The sequence below is a fragment of the uncultured Methylobacterium sp. genome, from assembly GCF_964251405.1.
Taxonomy (GTDB): Bacteria; Pseudomonadota; Alphaproteobacteria; order Rhizobiales; family Beijerinckiaceae; genus Methylobacterium.
Genome location: NZ_CAXUJR010000003.1, coordinates 41,071 through 55,111 on the forward strand (window position 1 = coordinate 41,071; position 14,041 = coordinate 55,111).

The following is a 14,041-nucleotide window of genomic DNA, read 5'->3' on the forward strand; positions in this document are numbered from 1 at the left end:
CCCTGGCTTTCCGCCAGGAATTTCGGCGAGAGGCTGACGACGTTGTCCTCGGGAAACTCGATCTCGACGCGAACCGGCATGACGGACCTCGGGGTAACGGTGGCGCCGATTCCAAGGCTGCTGCGGACCCGTCGGAAGGAGCCCGTGCGTTGCGCCCTATCGACTGAGGGAATTCCCGACCGGCGGAACGGCGCTTGCGCCGATGGGGACCGCTGCCGGGGCGCCGAAACCGCCGAGCCCGGCCTGCGGGTTGCGGTAGCGCTCGATCCCGCGCTGCAGGCGCTCGCCATCCGTGTTGTTGACGATCCGGGTGGAGGCCGGCGGCGAGGGATCGATGACGTGGATCGCCATGTTGGTCTGGACCGCCTCGCCCGACTCGAGCGTGGCGGTATCGCGGCGGCTGAGATAGTCGTTGCAGCCCGCGCAGCAAAGTACCGACGCAAGGGCGAGCGCGAGGCGAACACGTCGCGCCGTCAAGGACCTGACCATCGTGGCGAGCCTCAATTCAGCGACCGGATGGCGCCGGCCGGCGCCAGGACCGCAGGCATCGGCTCGTCCGGAAGGATGTGCCCATGGGGTCCGACGGCCCCGCCCCGCTGGCTCACGAACTGACGCATGTTGCGTCGCAATTCGAGCTTGCCGTTCACGAACAGGTCGACGTCGTTGGCCGGCACGGTCGTGTCCAGGGGAGTGGCCAGCACCTGGCCGGGTCGGGCCGGGTTCACGAGCGAGGGCGTGACGATCACCACGAGCTCCGTCTCGCGGTCCTGGAACTCGGTAGACCGGAACAGCGCCCCGAGGACCGGGATCGAGCCGAGCCAGGGAAGCTGATCGATCGAGCGTGTGGAGCTGGTCTGAAGGAGGCCGGCGATGGCGAAGCTCTGGCCGTCGCGCAGCTCGACATTGGTCTTCGCCCGCCGCTTCGTCAGGCCCGGCACGGAGACGCCGCCGCCAACGGCGACCGACAGGGTCGGATCGATGTCGCTGACCTCCGGCTCGAGCTGAAGGTGGATCATGCCGTTCTTGAGCACGGTCGGGGTGAAGCCGAGCTTCACTCCGAATTCCTTGTAGGAAACCGTGATTTGCGGCACGCCGCTGAAGGTCTGGGCGGAGATGGGGATCGGGATCTCGCCGCCGGCCAGGAACTCGGCGCGGTCGCCGGACATGGCGATCAGGTTCGGCTCGGCGAGGCGCCGCAGCAGCCCCTTCGTCTCCAAGGCGCTCACGAACAGGTCGAGCTGCCCGGAGCTGCCCCGGAAGCTCTGGACGAGGTTCGCGAAGGGGACGCCGGTGGTGGCGGCGCTGACGGCGGTGCCGACCACGCCGGAGAGCAGGCCGCCATTCGCCGTCGACGAGACCGGTGTGCTCCCCCCAAAGGTCCCGACATTGGCCAGGGTATTGCGCCCTCCGAACTCGAAGCGCGTGCCGAGGGCACGGCCGGCATTGCGGTTCACCTCGACGAACCGGACCTTCAGCATCACCTGCTGGGGGGAGCGGACGCGGGTCAGGTTGAGGGTGCCGGGAGGGGCCACCTGCATCGCCCGGTCAACGCTGACGGCGTCGCCGGCGGTGCCCGCGAGAACGACCCGGTCGCCCTGGCTGTCGACCCGCAGGCTGGATTCGCCGGTGCTCTGGCGAACCTGCGACTCGATCACGCTCGTATCCGGGCGCACCTCGATGTCGATCAGGCCGACGAGCTTGCGCTCGGAATCGATCAGCGAGACGTTGGTCGTGCCGGTCCGCTTTCCGAGGATGTAGAGGGTCCGGTCGCTCAGGGGGACGACGTCCGCGATCTCGGAGGAGCCGACGAGGACGTCGGCGAAGGCGTTGGTGATCTTGACCGTCTGCGACTTGTTGATGGTCAGCTTCAGCCGGCTGAGGATTGCGTTCCCCCCCGTGCGGGGCACCGGTCGCACCTGTGCCTGGGCGGGGGAGACCGCGAAAGGGGTCGCCGGAGCCACGACGCAGAGCGCCAGTGCGGGAAGGAGAGCCGATCGCAACACCGATCCGAGGTCGTCTAAACCGATGATCACGCACGCATCCCTGAAGTTAACGAGAGGTTAACAGGGCGCTTCCACCCTCCACAATCCAGTGGCGCCGGCCACGTGCACTTTCGCGGTGGTTGAGGCATTCGCGTCACGCCCGCCGACGGGCGGCCATGCAGGGCGTCAGAACGGCGCCGAGCGGGTCGGCCTCTGGGCCGATCTCAGGATGCGGATGTTGTTCTGGATCACCGGGTTGGTGGGGTCCAGGGCCAGGGCCTTTTCGAACAAATTCAGGGCCCGGGGGCCGTCGCCGCGCAGCATGTAGGAGTAGCCGCGGTTGTTCACGATCTCGAGGGTTTCGCCACGCAGGGCAGTAGCCTGGTCGTAGGCGCGGTCGGCCAATTCGTAGCGGCCGAGGTTGTCGTAGGCCGCCGCGAGGCCGAGCCAGGCGGCGGCATCGTCCTTGTTGCGCTCCACCGCCTCGCGGAAGTTGCGCTCGGCGAGGCCGCTATTGCCGGCGGCGAGGTTCACCCGGCCGACGCGGTAAGCCTCGTCCATCGCCGGGAGCGTCGGCTCGACACCGGGCACGACGGCCACACCGTCGTCCGAGCGCGTCTGGCAGCCGGCCAGCAGGAGCGCGGCACAGAGCGCCGAGACCCGCAGGACGCGATGCCTCCGCGTCCATGGTTCCTGAATCTTTGCACGCGTCATCAAGGCTTCAGGTCTGCCGCGTCGGCGGTTCGGGGAGCCGTCCTGGATCGATGGCTGTGCGGAAGCATCATGCGGTCCGGGCTGAACGAACGATGCGCGTCGTACGAGGCGCGCAGGCCTTCGGTTTCAAGGACGGGACATCGGGTTCAAGGACAGGACTTCGGTTTCAAGGAAACGCGCGACGTCTGGCTGGACGGAGCGTGGTTCCGGTTCGGCTTGCCAGAGATAGCGGGGCAAACCAATCCGTCCATCGCTCGTCATCCCCATTACTCGCCGACCGTGGCGCCGTTACGGCAGAGACGTTTCAGCGCGGGACCGCGGTGCAGGTCGCCAGGAAGTCGTCGAAGGCGACCAGATCCGTCCTCTGGACGATGGGCGAGAGGATGTAGGCGGCGAGAACGGTTGAGGGCTTGGCTCCCTGGACCTTGAGGAGGAGGTCGAGCCGGTGGGTCCCGGCCTTGAGAAGCCGCACGAAGAAGGGCACGAACCCGTCATTGGGCGGCCCCGTTTCCGTCACCGTGAGAACCCGGCTTCCGGCGATCCCGATCCTCGTAACGCGGTAGGCTCCGGCGGGCTTCGCGACCTGCAGGAGCATCGTCGCGGAGGTGGCGTGGCCCTGGCGGGCTTGAAGGCTCTCCGGCAGGGCGAGCCGCCATCGGCGCTCGCCGGCATCGCAGGACAGGACGAGGAGGCCGGGTGGCCCGGCTCCTGCTCGATCGGGTGTCACGTCCGCCCGCAGGATCGCGATGTCGGCGCCGAACCGCTCCAGCGACCAGCCGGCGCGGCCGAGCACATAGGTCCTGTCGGTGCTGCGTTCGGCGCCGAGACCCTGGGCGAGACCCGTGCCCTGGCCGGATACGGAAGCAAAGGCGAGCGAGGCACAGGCGGCAAGCGTGCGCCAGGACGTCACGGCGCCGGTTCCGCGATCGGGTCCGACAGCTTGCGGTCCGTGCGGATGCGTCTCGCGAACGAGACGTGGCTGGCGGCGAAGGCGACGAGGGAACTCGCCACCATGAGGGCGATGACGGCGAGGTCCGGCCTGTCGAGGGCTGCCACCGGCAGCAGCGAGGCCGATCGCAGGACTGCGCCGTCATCGAGCCAGGCGTGGACGAGGGCTGCGGTGCAGGCGAAGCAGACATTGGCGATCGCCGCGATCCCGAAGCGGAATCTGATCGCGCGCACGAGGAGCGTGACGACGAGGAGCCCGAGGGCCGCCGGCAAGGCAGCGGGGCCGAACAGGATGTGCAGCGGCGAGGTCTCGGCCCGGGCGAGATCGAAGGGACGGAACACCGCGAGGTTCAGATACCAGGCGACCGGCGAAGCGGGACAGGCCGCCAGGTAGGCGGATGCCGCCTCCGCGGCCGCGAACGCACCGATCACCACGATCGAGCCGAAGGTCTGGACATTCAGGGTGCGCGGCATGGGCCACGCTACCCACGGCATCCTTAAAGCCGGGTTCCGATGGCTGGGGAAGCCAGGCTGGCCATGACATGGCACCGTGGTCCCCGCTCAGGAGATCGCGGCGATTCTCCTCGCCTCGGTTGCCAGGGGCCAAGGGACCGACCCGGCTTCGCTCTGGCGATAATAGGCATCGAGCGTTGCGGCCGTCCGCTCGGCAGCGGGCGGGATGCGGATCGCTGCCAATTCGCGCCGGGCCTCCATGAGGCTGTCGAGGACGGCACGGGTGTCCCGGGACGGAGGTATCAACACGCCCCCTCCGACCGCCCGGATGCGTTCGGCCGGCGCGCCGAAATCGAAGGCGACGACCGGATGGCCCGCCTGCCAGACCTCCGAGAGCACGTAGGAATACGTCTCCGGCCACACGCTCGGCAGGAACACGAAGTCGGGATCCGCCTCGGCGAGGAGGTCCTGCAACTCGGAAGGCCGATACTTCCCTGTCACCTTGGCGTTGCCGTAGGACTCGAGGAACGCGTCGTCTGGGATGTAGCCGATGACCGTGAGGAAGAACGGAATGCGGTTCCGGGCCGTGTGCTCGACCATGCGCCGCAGGAGATCCAAGCCCTTGTGTCGCCCGATCGCACCGACGACGGCCAAGCGCAGAGGACGACGCGGCGCGGCTTCGCGAGTCGCGATCGGCAACGCATCGCGGGTCGGCGGCTCGGGGTGTGGGACGACGACGATGCCATCGAGGCCCAGGCGCCGTGCGTAGCGGTCGGCCGTGTCCTGCGAGGGTGCGAGCAGCCGCGTGGCGCCCTTCAGGATGCCGGTATTGAAACCGATCCAGGATTCGAGATCCGAATTGATCAGTTCATCCTGATCACCGAAATCGTAGCCGACGTCTTCGGATACGCAGTGCTGGCACACGCCCACCGGTGGCTCGCCACAATAGAACATGCGGCGATCCGCGAGGTGAACGCGCGGACAGTACCACTGGAAGTCATGGAGCATGACGACGTAGGGCCGCGCACCCGAGAGCAGATGCGTCAGGAAATCGGATCCGAAAATCAGTCGCGAGTTGACGTGGATCATGATGGTCGCGCCGCCGGCCTCGATGGCCGCCAGCATGCTCTCGACCCGTCCGGGATCCAGGGTCAGGGCAAGCCCCGCACCGTCGAAGGCGAGCGTGAGTGGCTTGCCGGCGCTGCCCTTCGCAGCCGGACTCAGGACGGCGATCTCCTGGTCGGTCCCGCGAGGGAGGGCACACAGATCTTCCACGTATCGCCTGGTGCCGCCTCCCCATCCGTGCGTCACGTGAAGCGTAAGGTGACGGAAACGGCCGCGCAGCAGCCGTGACAGCACGCCGATACGCAGATCCGCGAAGGGGTCGGCGCGCTCGAAGGCCCGCACTTCGTCCATGTATTCCGGATAGAGCGCCTCGAGCCGCACGTGGTTCGTCGCCAGGATCGCCAGTCGCTCCTTGGTGGTGAACGAGACGGAACCTTCGTGGATCACGAAGGTGTCCGTCGCGGCGAGGTGAACCCACCCGAGGTCGCGCGCGGTGAGGCACCAGTCGACCTCTTCGCAGTAGCCGCGGCCCCATTCGGGCGAGAGCAGCCCGACCTCGTCGAGTGCGAGGCGGTTGATATACATGCAGAAACCGACGCCCGTCGGGATGATTGCGGGTGCCCTGGCCTCCGACGCGAAGGCATCGTCGATGACGGCGACGTCGAGGCCGAGGGCCGGCCCATTCCGCTCCGTCGTTCTCGGAAAACTCAGGATGGTCGCATTGTTGGACATCGGCGTGACCGTGGCGATGCCGGGCTGACCGTGAGCATGGTTCGCTAGTTTCTCGACGACGCCCGGCGGCACGATCGTATCCGCGTTCAGAAGCAGGACGTCCTCGCCGGCTTCGAGGAGGGTGAGGCAGCGATTGACGGTGGCGATGAAGCCGCTGTTCGCCGCGTTCGTCAGGATCGTCAGGCCGGGATGGCGCTTCGCGTCGAGGTCTGACAGGTACCGGCCCACCTCGGGGTCCGGCGAGCCGTCGTCGATGACGATAGCGCGCAGGCGGCCGTCGCGCAGTTGTGGGATCAACGAGGCGAGGCAGAGCCTGAGATCCGACAGGCCGTTATAGACCGGCACGATGGCGCAGACGGGCGGCGCGCCGGTCGGCGCCAAGTCCCGGACGATGTCCGCCGGGACGGAGGGCGACGGGCCCGCGGGCCGGAAGCTCAGATCCGTCAGCCGAGTGGTTCGCTCGGTTGCGACGATGCCGTTGCGGATCGTCCGCCGCGCGGCCAGCGTCTCGGTCGGGGTGTCCTGGCCGAGCAGCAGGGCCCGCGCCTCGGCGCGGCGCGCATCGACGCGCGCGATCAGATCCTTGCCGAGCCGGCCGACGACCATCCCGGCTCCCTCGGGTCCGGCGATCAGCGTGCTGCCGGGTTCGATCTCGACGTCATGGAAGTTGTATCCGGCGCAGTCTCGACCGAACGCGGCCTTGAGATCCGGTCGGAAGCCCGTTTTGAGCACGGCGGTTGTGACCCCGTCTTTCTCGATACGGATGCTGGTTGGAAAATCGCCGGCCGCCTCGTCGAAGTACCAGCCCGCGAGGCAGTCGAGCGTCTTGTAGTCGAAGTCGTAGAGCGGCCTGGGAGCCCAGGCGCCGAATTCGAAGACCGTTTCGCCGGCGCGGACCGCAAGATGATGAGGCTGTCCATCGAGCGCGCCCGGCGGCAAGGGCAGGCGAAACCCGTTCCATCCCCCTTGGCTTCCCGCCGGCATCAACTCCGGGTGATGACGATCGAGGCGGCGAGGCTCCTCCGCAACCCCGTCGACGACAAGCTGCACCATCGGATTCGCCGTCGGAAACAGCGGCGAAACCCAACCTTCGAGGCAGTAGTCACGCAGGCCCGAGACGTGTCCGGCGTAGCGACCGGGACCGATCGTGAATTGCTCCCGGCGCAGGCGGCCTTTCGTCGACACCGTCAGCGTGCAGCGTGAGGCCGACGCGAGGAGATCGGATGAAAAATACGTCAGAGCGAGCGGCACGTCGTCGATGCGGGCCATGCGCGACACCGGCAGCACCTGCTCCGCCCCGTCGTCGATGCGGATGGAAATGCGAATCTCGTCCGGTTGCCGGGGGGCGTCGAGAGCCACTACGACGCCGCCGTCATAGATCGTGAACCATGGGATTGATGCGACGTGCCGCCCGCGCCAAGCCTGCACCCGACGCGGCAGACGAGAGGCGAGGCGCTTCATGGACGTCAGGATAGCCAAAACTCTCACGACCTTCTTGCGCTGTCGGCGGTGATTGCCGCCTTGGCCTCATCACACGTCGCCTGCGGCCCGTCGGATCCAGCCGCGTCGGTGCATGGCGAGGATCACGGCCTTCAGGAGAACGCCGAGGCCGAGCTCGATGGCGTAGCCCCGCCGGTAGTTGTCGTCCCAGGCCGCACCGCAGGTCGCGATCCGCAATGCCCCGAAGCTTCGCGCCAGACGTCCCACCGAACGGTCCCCCGGTTTCGGCGGTCCGACGACAAGTCGGTCTACGAGGATCCTCAACCGGGTTGGTTCCTGATCCATCCAGTCGAGGAGATGGGGCTCGCGCAAGGCATTGAGAAACCGACCACCGAGAAGACCGGTCCTTGTAAACCGGACGATGCGGCGGAGTGCCTGGGCGAGGATCGCACCGGACGGCCATGTTGCGTAGAGGGCACCGGTATGGTTTCCCCCGTGCTGGACATAGCGCACCAGCGGTTCGGGCAGGTAGCGCAGGCTTCCGAGCCGTTCGGCGACGAGGCCGATCCAATGGTCGTGATAGGTGAGGCTCGGCGTCGCCGGGAACGGGAGCGCACGTTCCACGAGCTCGCGACGCGCCAGGATCGTCATGCCCGTCACCACGTTGCCGAGCAACAGGCCGTTGAGATTGCCGTAACGCGAACTGCGGTGGAGCCAGAAGGTCGGCGACAGGACCATCCCCGCCGCATCGACGATCTCCATGTCGGAGTAGCAGCAGGCGTCGTCCAAGCCGGTGACGGCATCGAGCTGCGTGGCGAGGCGATGGGGCATCCAGATATCGTCCTGATCGCTGAAGGCGATGAAGGCGCAATCCCGGGGAAGCGCGGCACAGGCCCGCTCGAAGTTGCGGTAGAAGCCGAGCCGCGCACCCGGCGGCAGGAGGCGGAAGCGCGGATCGTCCCGGACCGTGTCGGCGATGGACGCCAGCGTCTCGGGCCGTGAGCCGTCGTCGGAGATCACGCACAGCCATTCCGTATGGCGCTGATCCCGAATGGAGGCGATCTGGCGGGCAAACAGGGTGAGGTCCGGGTTGTAGGTCGCGAGCGCGATGCCGACGCGCTTCGACGATGCCGGCCCGGCATTCATGAGCGGATCGATCCGGAGGATCTCGACGGTGCAGAGAACCACCTTGCTGACCGAGCGATCGCTCCAGGTGATGCATGCCTCGACGACGGCCGGACCGGTGACGAGATCGGGACCGGGCGGGAAGGTCGCCGAGACGTAGAACCTGCCGTCGATCCGATCGCCGGCAGCGACGTTGGTGTTCGAGCCCAAGGGTCCGAGCAGGCCATCCTGCAGGAAGAGATGCGAAGATTCGCAGCGGTGCCCGGCCTGCAGCAGGACGAGACGCATGCTCGCCATCCTTTCCGTGCGGCCATGAACGAACCCCTGTATCCCGAGCGCGGCACCGCGAAGGCCGAGGACGAGCGGCCCGGCCGGCGGAGTGGTCGTGATCCGGGCATTCCTCCAAAGCATTGGCCCCGCATCGCCCTGCGTGTCGACGGCACCGTTCAAGGATCCCGATCCGTTCATGGGGCCCAGCCGGGATCTTGATCCTCGGCGCGCGACCTTTGGCGGATGGCGACCGGATCGGCAACCTGCCGGCAAACCCGGACGCATGGCCGGCGATGTGGACCGATCGCCGTCACGATCACCGTGCCTCGACGAGCTGGACGACCGGGCGCAGCTTGCCGTCGTCGCGGCGCGGCGTCAGCAGCGCGACCAGCTCGACCAGAAGGCCGCCGCCGCTCGCGGGTTCCGTGAGGAAAACCTTCGCGACGTGCCGCGACAGCCGCGCCGCGTCGGCGGTGAGGTCGCGGCAATCGGCGACCGACAGGTAGAGGATCCGGCGCCGGGCGTCCGTCGCCGGACGCGTCCCCGGATAGCAGATCGGGATCGGGCTCTCCCGCACGAAGGCGAGAGGGCCGGTGAGAGGGCCGCCGGTGGCCATGGTCTTGCCCATCAGGGCATTGCCCCGGGTCACGACCGGCTGTCCCTCGGTCGCGGGCGTGAGACCGAGTTCCTTCAGGTAGATCTCGTAGCGGGTCGCCGCCTCTCGCAGGGAATCCTGGAAGCCGCGGTCCTTGTCGGAGTGATTCCACAGGATGTACTCGTCGATTCCCCGCGTCACCGCGATCTCGCCCAATCCGCCATAGGCCGCCGTCAGAGCCCAGTCCCCGAGCCCCTGGTCGTAGGTGGAGGACGGCCTGACGACGCGATAGGCGACGTCGCGCGGCAGATGGTAGGGCGGGTTGACGTCGCCGCCCGCGGGAGGCGAGGAGCACGCGTTCAGATGGCGGCCCTGGATCACGTTGGGGGCGGGAGGAAAGGCGGCAAGGTCGCTCGCGACCGCCGCCACCCCGTTGAAGTAGCGATCAAACCGGATGTTGACGGCGTCGTCGAAATCGCCGGGCGGGATGGTCCGGCGCAGGGCGACGTTGTCGCCGTAGCAGAAAGCGGGCGCATCCGATGCGAGGTTGCGCAAAGTCGTGCGGCTGCCGATGTCGTCCGGCTTGTCGAGGGGCACCACCGAGCCGTCGGCGATGTTGCCGTCCATGCGCAGCAGGTATTGCCGGCCCGGCCGCGCGGTGGCGGCGAAGCGCTCCGGATCCGCTTGGCACAGCAGCAGGGGAGTGACGTCGCAGGCATAGTACTGCGCCTCCGCCACCGCCTTGCGGCGGATCGGGGTGCCGACGAACTGGAGCAGGCTGGTGGTCAGGGTGTAGGCGCCGGTCGTCACCTCGACATAGACCGCCCTCGCTCCTTCACCGTCGGGCAGGCTGTAGCCGGCATCGGCACGCAGATCCGAGAGGTTCTCGGCGAAGCGAAGCGAGAGGCGGGGCGTGTCGCGGTTACGCCGTGAGAAGGCGGCACCATTCGAGAGCGCGTTGGCCGCGTCCCGCGCCTGGGGGATCGCCGAATCGGTGCGGTCGAGCTGGCTCGCGGCAGCAAGGGCGGCAGCGTCGGCGCTTGCGGCGAGCTGCGTGTCCAGGGTCATGAGCCGGGCGCCGTCGATGGCGAGACCGAGGAAGCCGATGAGAGCGGGAATGCAGACGGCGGCGAAGACGAGGACGAAGCCGTCCTGATCCCGGAGGAACCGCCGCAGGAAAGGAGGGTACGGCGTGACGACGCTCATCGGCGCGTCACGAGATCTTCGCTCGGCAGGGTCGCCGAGGCGCCGAGCGGCAGCGATCCGGCGAACAGCAGGCCGGCGAAGATCGGGTCGAAGGCGAGGTCGACGATCTGCACGGTGACGTCGACGGGGACCGGGGGCGGGCGTCCGACATAGCCGAGCCCGTTCGTGCTGTAGGTGATCCGGAGGTTGGCGGGTTCGAGCCGAGGCAGCACGGCCCTCATGGCGTCGAGGATCGGGGCGAGGTTGGCCTGCGAGAACCCGAAGCCGCAGCTCACACCCGGGCAGTCGCAGCCTCGCGCAAGGTCGCAGGTCACGCTGAAGGATGGGCAACCGCCGGCCCCGCTCGGTTCCGCGGCGCTCCCGCCGCCCGGGAAGCAGCGTGCCCCCGGGGGCATCCCGAACCAGTAGCTCGCACTCTCGGACGGGGTCAGCCCCGGCCCCTGCGCCACCGCATCCGACACGATGGCGGCGCGCACCCCGAGATCGACGGCCTTCGTGGCAAGGCCCCGCTGCCAGAAGTAGAGCGAGAGGTCGGCCAGCCCGAAGACGATCATCAGCAGGACCGGCAGGATCAGGGCCGCCTCGATCAGGGCCGCCCCGTCCTCCTCCCTGTGGAATGCCGCGAATGTCCTACTCGCCAACGCGCTGCTCCTGATGGCGGACGTTCAGGTCCCAGCGCTTCCGGAACGTCGCCGTGTCGAGGAACGAGACGTCGATCGCGACGCTCGCCTCCATGACGACGGTGCCGTAGGGCGCATCCGCCGCCGGCTCGGCCGAGACCGCGCCCGGCGGCAGCCCGGTATTGGCGAGGATCTGGTCGACGGTCAGGCGTACGGCGCGGGCGGCGCCGAGCGAGCAACCGGGCCGGCAGCTCGGGTCCGGCACACGGGCGAGGCTGCGGGCGCCCGCCCTCACGGCCCCCTCCATGGCCTGGCGCACGAGGAGGGCGCGCCCGAGCTCGAAGCAGCCGAAGACGAGCAGGATCAGGATCGGCAGCAGCAGGGCGAACTCGATGATGGCTGCTCCCGATTCGTCGTCGCGCGCGGCGCGCAGGGTGGCGCCGAGCCCATTCGGCGCACGGGCCGGCTTCCGTTCAGGGGCCCGTGGCACGGATCACCTTCATGACGGCGGGGGCCAGGATCACGATCAGCACGACGGGAAAGATGAAGAGGCCGAGCGGCAGCGTGAGCTTCGGGGGCAGGGAGGTCGCCTTCTCCTCCGCCCGCGACATTCGCTTCTCCCGCATCTCGTCCGAGAAGGTGGTGAGCGCCAGGGCCACGTCGGTCCCGAGTTCGATCGTCTGCTGGAGGAGGGCCGCGAACGAGCGCGCCTCGGGCAATCCGAGCCGTTCGGCGCAGGCCTTGAGCGCGTCGGGCGTGCTCTTTCCGGCCCGCATCTCGCCGGCCATCATGTCGAAATTGGCACGGAACTCCGCGTCCGATGCGGCGAGCTCGCTGGCGGCGCGGTCGAGGGCCGCGTCGAGGCCGAGGCCGGCATTGATGCAGACCACCAGCATGTCGAGGAAGTTCGGAAAGACGGACCGGTAGCGCTCGGTGAGATGGCGCTGGCGCCGGCTCAGATAGGCCCGCGGCAGGTAATGGGCGACGATGAGGAGAATGACGGCGATCAGCGCGATCTCCAGTCCGCCGGGGTTCGGCAGCAGGCGCGTCACGACGAGCGTACCCAGGGTCGGCAGGCCGATGAGGAGCGCGAGCCGGGCCAAGGTGAACACGACGACCGCGGAAGGCGCGAAGTAGCCTGAGCGGATCAGGTCCCGGCGCAGCGCCCGGCGGGCGTCGAGGTCGAGGCCGAGGCGGGCGGGGTCGATGTCGAGCCAGCTCTCCTGTGCGAGTTCCATCTCCTCCGCGGTGGCTGCCGGCGCACCGAGCCCGCCGTAACGGCGGCGCAGCCTTTCGCGACGGGCCAGGACCGCACTGCCCGTGTACAGGGCGAGGGCGACGCTCGCGAAGGCGAGGACCGTCACGAGGAGGATGGTCGAGCCCGGCACCGCCTCAGACCTTGAAGTTGACGAGGCGGTAGATGACGAGGTTTCCGAGGACGAGCAAGCCGACCGCGATGCCGGTCACCGTGCCCGAGACGGGGCTCGCCCAGAACTCGGCGTAGTAGGCGGCGCTGACGAGGTTGATGAGGACGAAGAGCGCGACCGGCATGACGCTCAGCGCGTAGCCGCTGAAGCGGCCCTCGGCCGTCAGAGCCCGCACCCGGCGTGTGAGCCGGAAACGGTCGCGCAGCATCCGCGAGAGCCGGCTCAGGATCTCGCCGAGATTGCCACCGGTCTGGTTCGCGATCGAGATCGCGGCGACCACGAAGGCGAGCTCGGGATGCCCGACCCGCTGGTGCAGCCCCTCGAGCGCCTCCGAGATGCTGCGGCCGTAATTCATCTCGTCGACGACGAGGGCGAATTCCGGACCTGCCGGCTCCGGCGTTTCGCGTGCCACGAGGGAGAGCGAGACCGGCAGCGGATGCCCGGCCCTCAGCGACCGGACGATGACGTCGAGCACCTCCGGCAGCTGCTCGCCGAAGCGCGCGAGGCGGCGCGCGCGTTTGATGCGCAGATACAGCAGTACGAGGAGGCCGGACGCGAGCAGGCTGGCGCAGAGCCTCAGCCAGACGCCCGGGACCGGAAGCAGAACGAGGAAGACGAGGGCGATGCCGAGACCGCGCATCCCCAGAGCCGCCGAGCTCGCCTGTGTGCCCGATTGCAGCAGCAGCCGATTCCATTGCGCCGTGAGGACGAATTGTCCGGTCGAGCGCCGGCGCAGGGTATCGAGTTCGGCGGCCTGGCTCGGCCCACCAAGGTCGAACAGGCGCCGACGTACACTTTTGCGACCACGCAGCGCGCCCGCGAGCCCTGCTTGAAGCTGGTGGGCAGCCACGACCGAGAACGCGAAGATCAAGACATAGATCAGCCAGGGCTCAGCCATTGCGGCGCTCCCTGCCAGTGTCGGCCGAACCCTGTGATCCCGACACGCTCGACCCGTCGCGTTGATGCCGCGCCATGTTTTCCGCGAAACTCCAAACGTTGGAACGCCTGGACAAGGAGGCGTCGCACGCGTTTTCGAAACCCTGCGCGACGCCTCCTATAGCACCGTTCCGGGCATCCCTCGACAGATCCGCGAGGCAATCCCGCTTGCGATGGGCAGCCGTCGGGCATCGATGCCGACCGCAGATGCCGATGCCCTGTGCGAACCGATGGAATGTCCGGAATGGGAGCCTGCCTCGGTGGCATTCGCTCGATCCAATTGGCCGCTCCCGTGGAATGCTCGATCCGGCCCGCCGGTACAGCGGCGATAAGAGACAGCACGGCGGGACATAATAGGAACTAAGCAGTAAACTGACCAGTAAATTCCCAGTTAACTTGACTGTTTCCACCGCGACTCACGATTTCGCTAGCTTAGCAAAGCAGTAACCTACGTTATTGACCTGCTCTTGCTCGTTCATATGTTGCCAACACCAACAATGCTTCGCCGATGCACTTTGCCATGGCTCG

General features: G+C 68.0%; 12 protein-coding genes. All 12 read right to left on the minus strand.

Features of this window, described 5'->3' with window-relative positions:
- Positions 1-156: 156 nt before the first annotated feature.
- The 12 genes from ACFE7U_RS01475 to ACFE7U_RS01530 all read right to left on the minus strand — a co-directional run bounded on the left by ACFE7U_RS01475 (position 157) and on the right by ACFE7U_RS01530 (position 13,475).
- Positions 157-477 (minus strand): hypothetical protein, encoded by a 321-nt coding sequence (locus ACFE7U_RS01475; protein WP_375407950.1) that lies wholly within the window; start codon positions 475-477, stop codon positions 157-159.
- Positions 478-500: 23 nt separating this feature from the next.
- The gene (locus ACFE7U_RS01480) at positions 501-2,033 is read right to left on the minus strand and encodes a type II and III secretion system protein family protein (protein WP_375407951.1); all 1,533 of its coding nucleotides are present in this window, start codon (positions 2,031-2,033) and stop codon (positions 501-503) included.
- Between the two features lie 135 nt (positions 2,034-2,168).
- Entirely contained in the window at positions 2,169-2,696 is a 528-nt protein-coding gene (locus tag ACFE7U_RS01485; RefSeq protein ID WP_375407952.1) for a tetratricopeptide repeat protein, read from the minus strand.
- A 304-nt stretch (positions 2,697-3,000) separates the two neighbouring features.
- Positions 3,001-3,606: a hypothetical protein gene (locus ACFE7U_RS01490; protein WP_375407953.1), complete on the minus strand. Its 606-nt coding sequence runs from the start codon at positions 3,604-3,606 to the stop codon at positions 3,001-3,003.
- A complete protein-coding gene (locus tag ACFE7U_RS01495) occupies positions 3,603-4,118 on the minus strand; it encodes a hypothetical protein (RefSeq protein ID WP_375407954.1) in 516 nt (171 codons plus the stop codon). The genes ACFE7U_RS01490 and ACFE7U_RS01495 overlap by 4 nt, the downstream gene beginning before the upstream one ends.
- Before the next feature lie 87 nt (positions 4,119-4,205).
- A complete protein-coding gene (locus ACFE7U_RS01500; RefSeq protein WP_375407955.1) occupies positions 4,206-7,355 on the minus strand; it encodes a glycosyltransferase in 3,150 nt (1,049 codons plus the stop codon).
- Positions 7,356-7,424: 69 nt separating this feature from the next.
- A complete protein-coding gene (locus tag ACFE7U_RS01505) occupies positions 7,425-8,747 on the minus strand; it encodes a glycosyltransferase (protein WP_375407956.1) in 1,323 nt (440 codons plus the stop codon).
- A gap of 298 nt (positions 8,748-9,045) precedes the next feature.
- A complete protein-coding gene (locus ACFE7U_RS01510; RefSeq protein ID WP_375407957.1) occupies positions 9,046-10,530 on the minus strand; it encodes a TadE/TadG family type IV pilus assembly protein in 1,485 nt (494 codons plus the stop codon).
- Positions 10,527-11,171, minus strand: a complete 645-nt coding sequence (locus tag ACFE7U_RS01515) for a TadE/TadG family type IV pilus assembly protein (RefSeq protein WP_375407958.1) — start codon at positions 11,169-11,171, stop codon at positions 10,527-10,529. The genes ACFE7U_RS01510 and ACFE7U_RS01515 overlap by 4 nt, the downstream gene beginning before the upstream one ends.
- Positions 11,161-11,640: a TadE/TadG family type IV pilus assembly protein gene (locus ACFE7U_RS01520; RefSeq protein WP_375407959.1), complete on the minus strand. Its 480-nt coding sequence runs from the start codon at positions 11,638-11,640 to the stop codon at positions 11,161-11,163. The genes ACFE7U_RS01515 and ACFE7U_RS01520 overlap by 11 nt, the downstream gene beginning before the upstream one ends.
- Positions 11,624-12,538, minus strand: a complete 915-nt coding sequence (locus ACFE7U_RS01525; RefSeq protein WP_375407960.1) for a type II secretion system F family protein — start codon at positions 12,536-12,538, stop codon at positions 11,624-11,626. Before ACFE7U_RS01525 ends, ACFE7U_RS01520 begins: the two co-directional genes overlap by 17 nt.
- Before the next feature lie 4 nt (positions 12,539-12,542).
- The gene (locus ACFE7U_RS01530) at positions 12,543-13,475 is read right to left on the minus strand and encodes a type II secretion system F family protein (RefSeq protein ID WP_375407961.1); all 933 of its coding nucleotides are present in this window, start codon (positions 13,473-13,475) and stop codon (positions 12,543-12,545) included.
- Positions 13,476-14,041: the final 566 nt, after the last annotated feature.

Coding starts and splice junctions, on each gene's coding strand:
- ACFE7U_RS01530 (WP_375407961.1), bottom strand. CDS start 13,475: ATGGCTGAGCCCTGGCTGATCTATGTCTTGATCTTCGCGTTCTCGGTC.
- ACFE7U_RS01495 (WP_375407954.1), bottom strand. CDS start 4,118: ATGCCGCGCACCCTGAATGTCCAGACCTTCGGCTCGATCGTGGTGATC.
- ACFE7U_RS01500 (WP_375407955.1), bottom strand. CDS start 7,355: ATGAAGCGCCTCGCCTCTCGTCTGCCGCGTCGGGTGCAGGCTTGGCGC.
- ACFE7U_RS01510 (WP_375407957.1), bottom strand. CDS start 10,530: ATGAGCGTCGTCACGCCGTACCCTCCTTTCCTGCGGCGGTTCCTCCGG.
- ACFE7U_RS01505 (WP_375407956.1), bottom strand. CDS start 8,747: ATGCGTCTCGTCCTGCTGCAGGCCGGGCACCGCTGCGAATCTTCGCAT.
- ACFE7U_RS01485 (WP_375407952.1), bottom strand. CDS start 2,696: ATGACGCGTGCAAAGATTCAGGAACCATGGACGCGGAGGCATCGCGTC.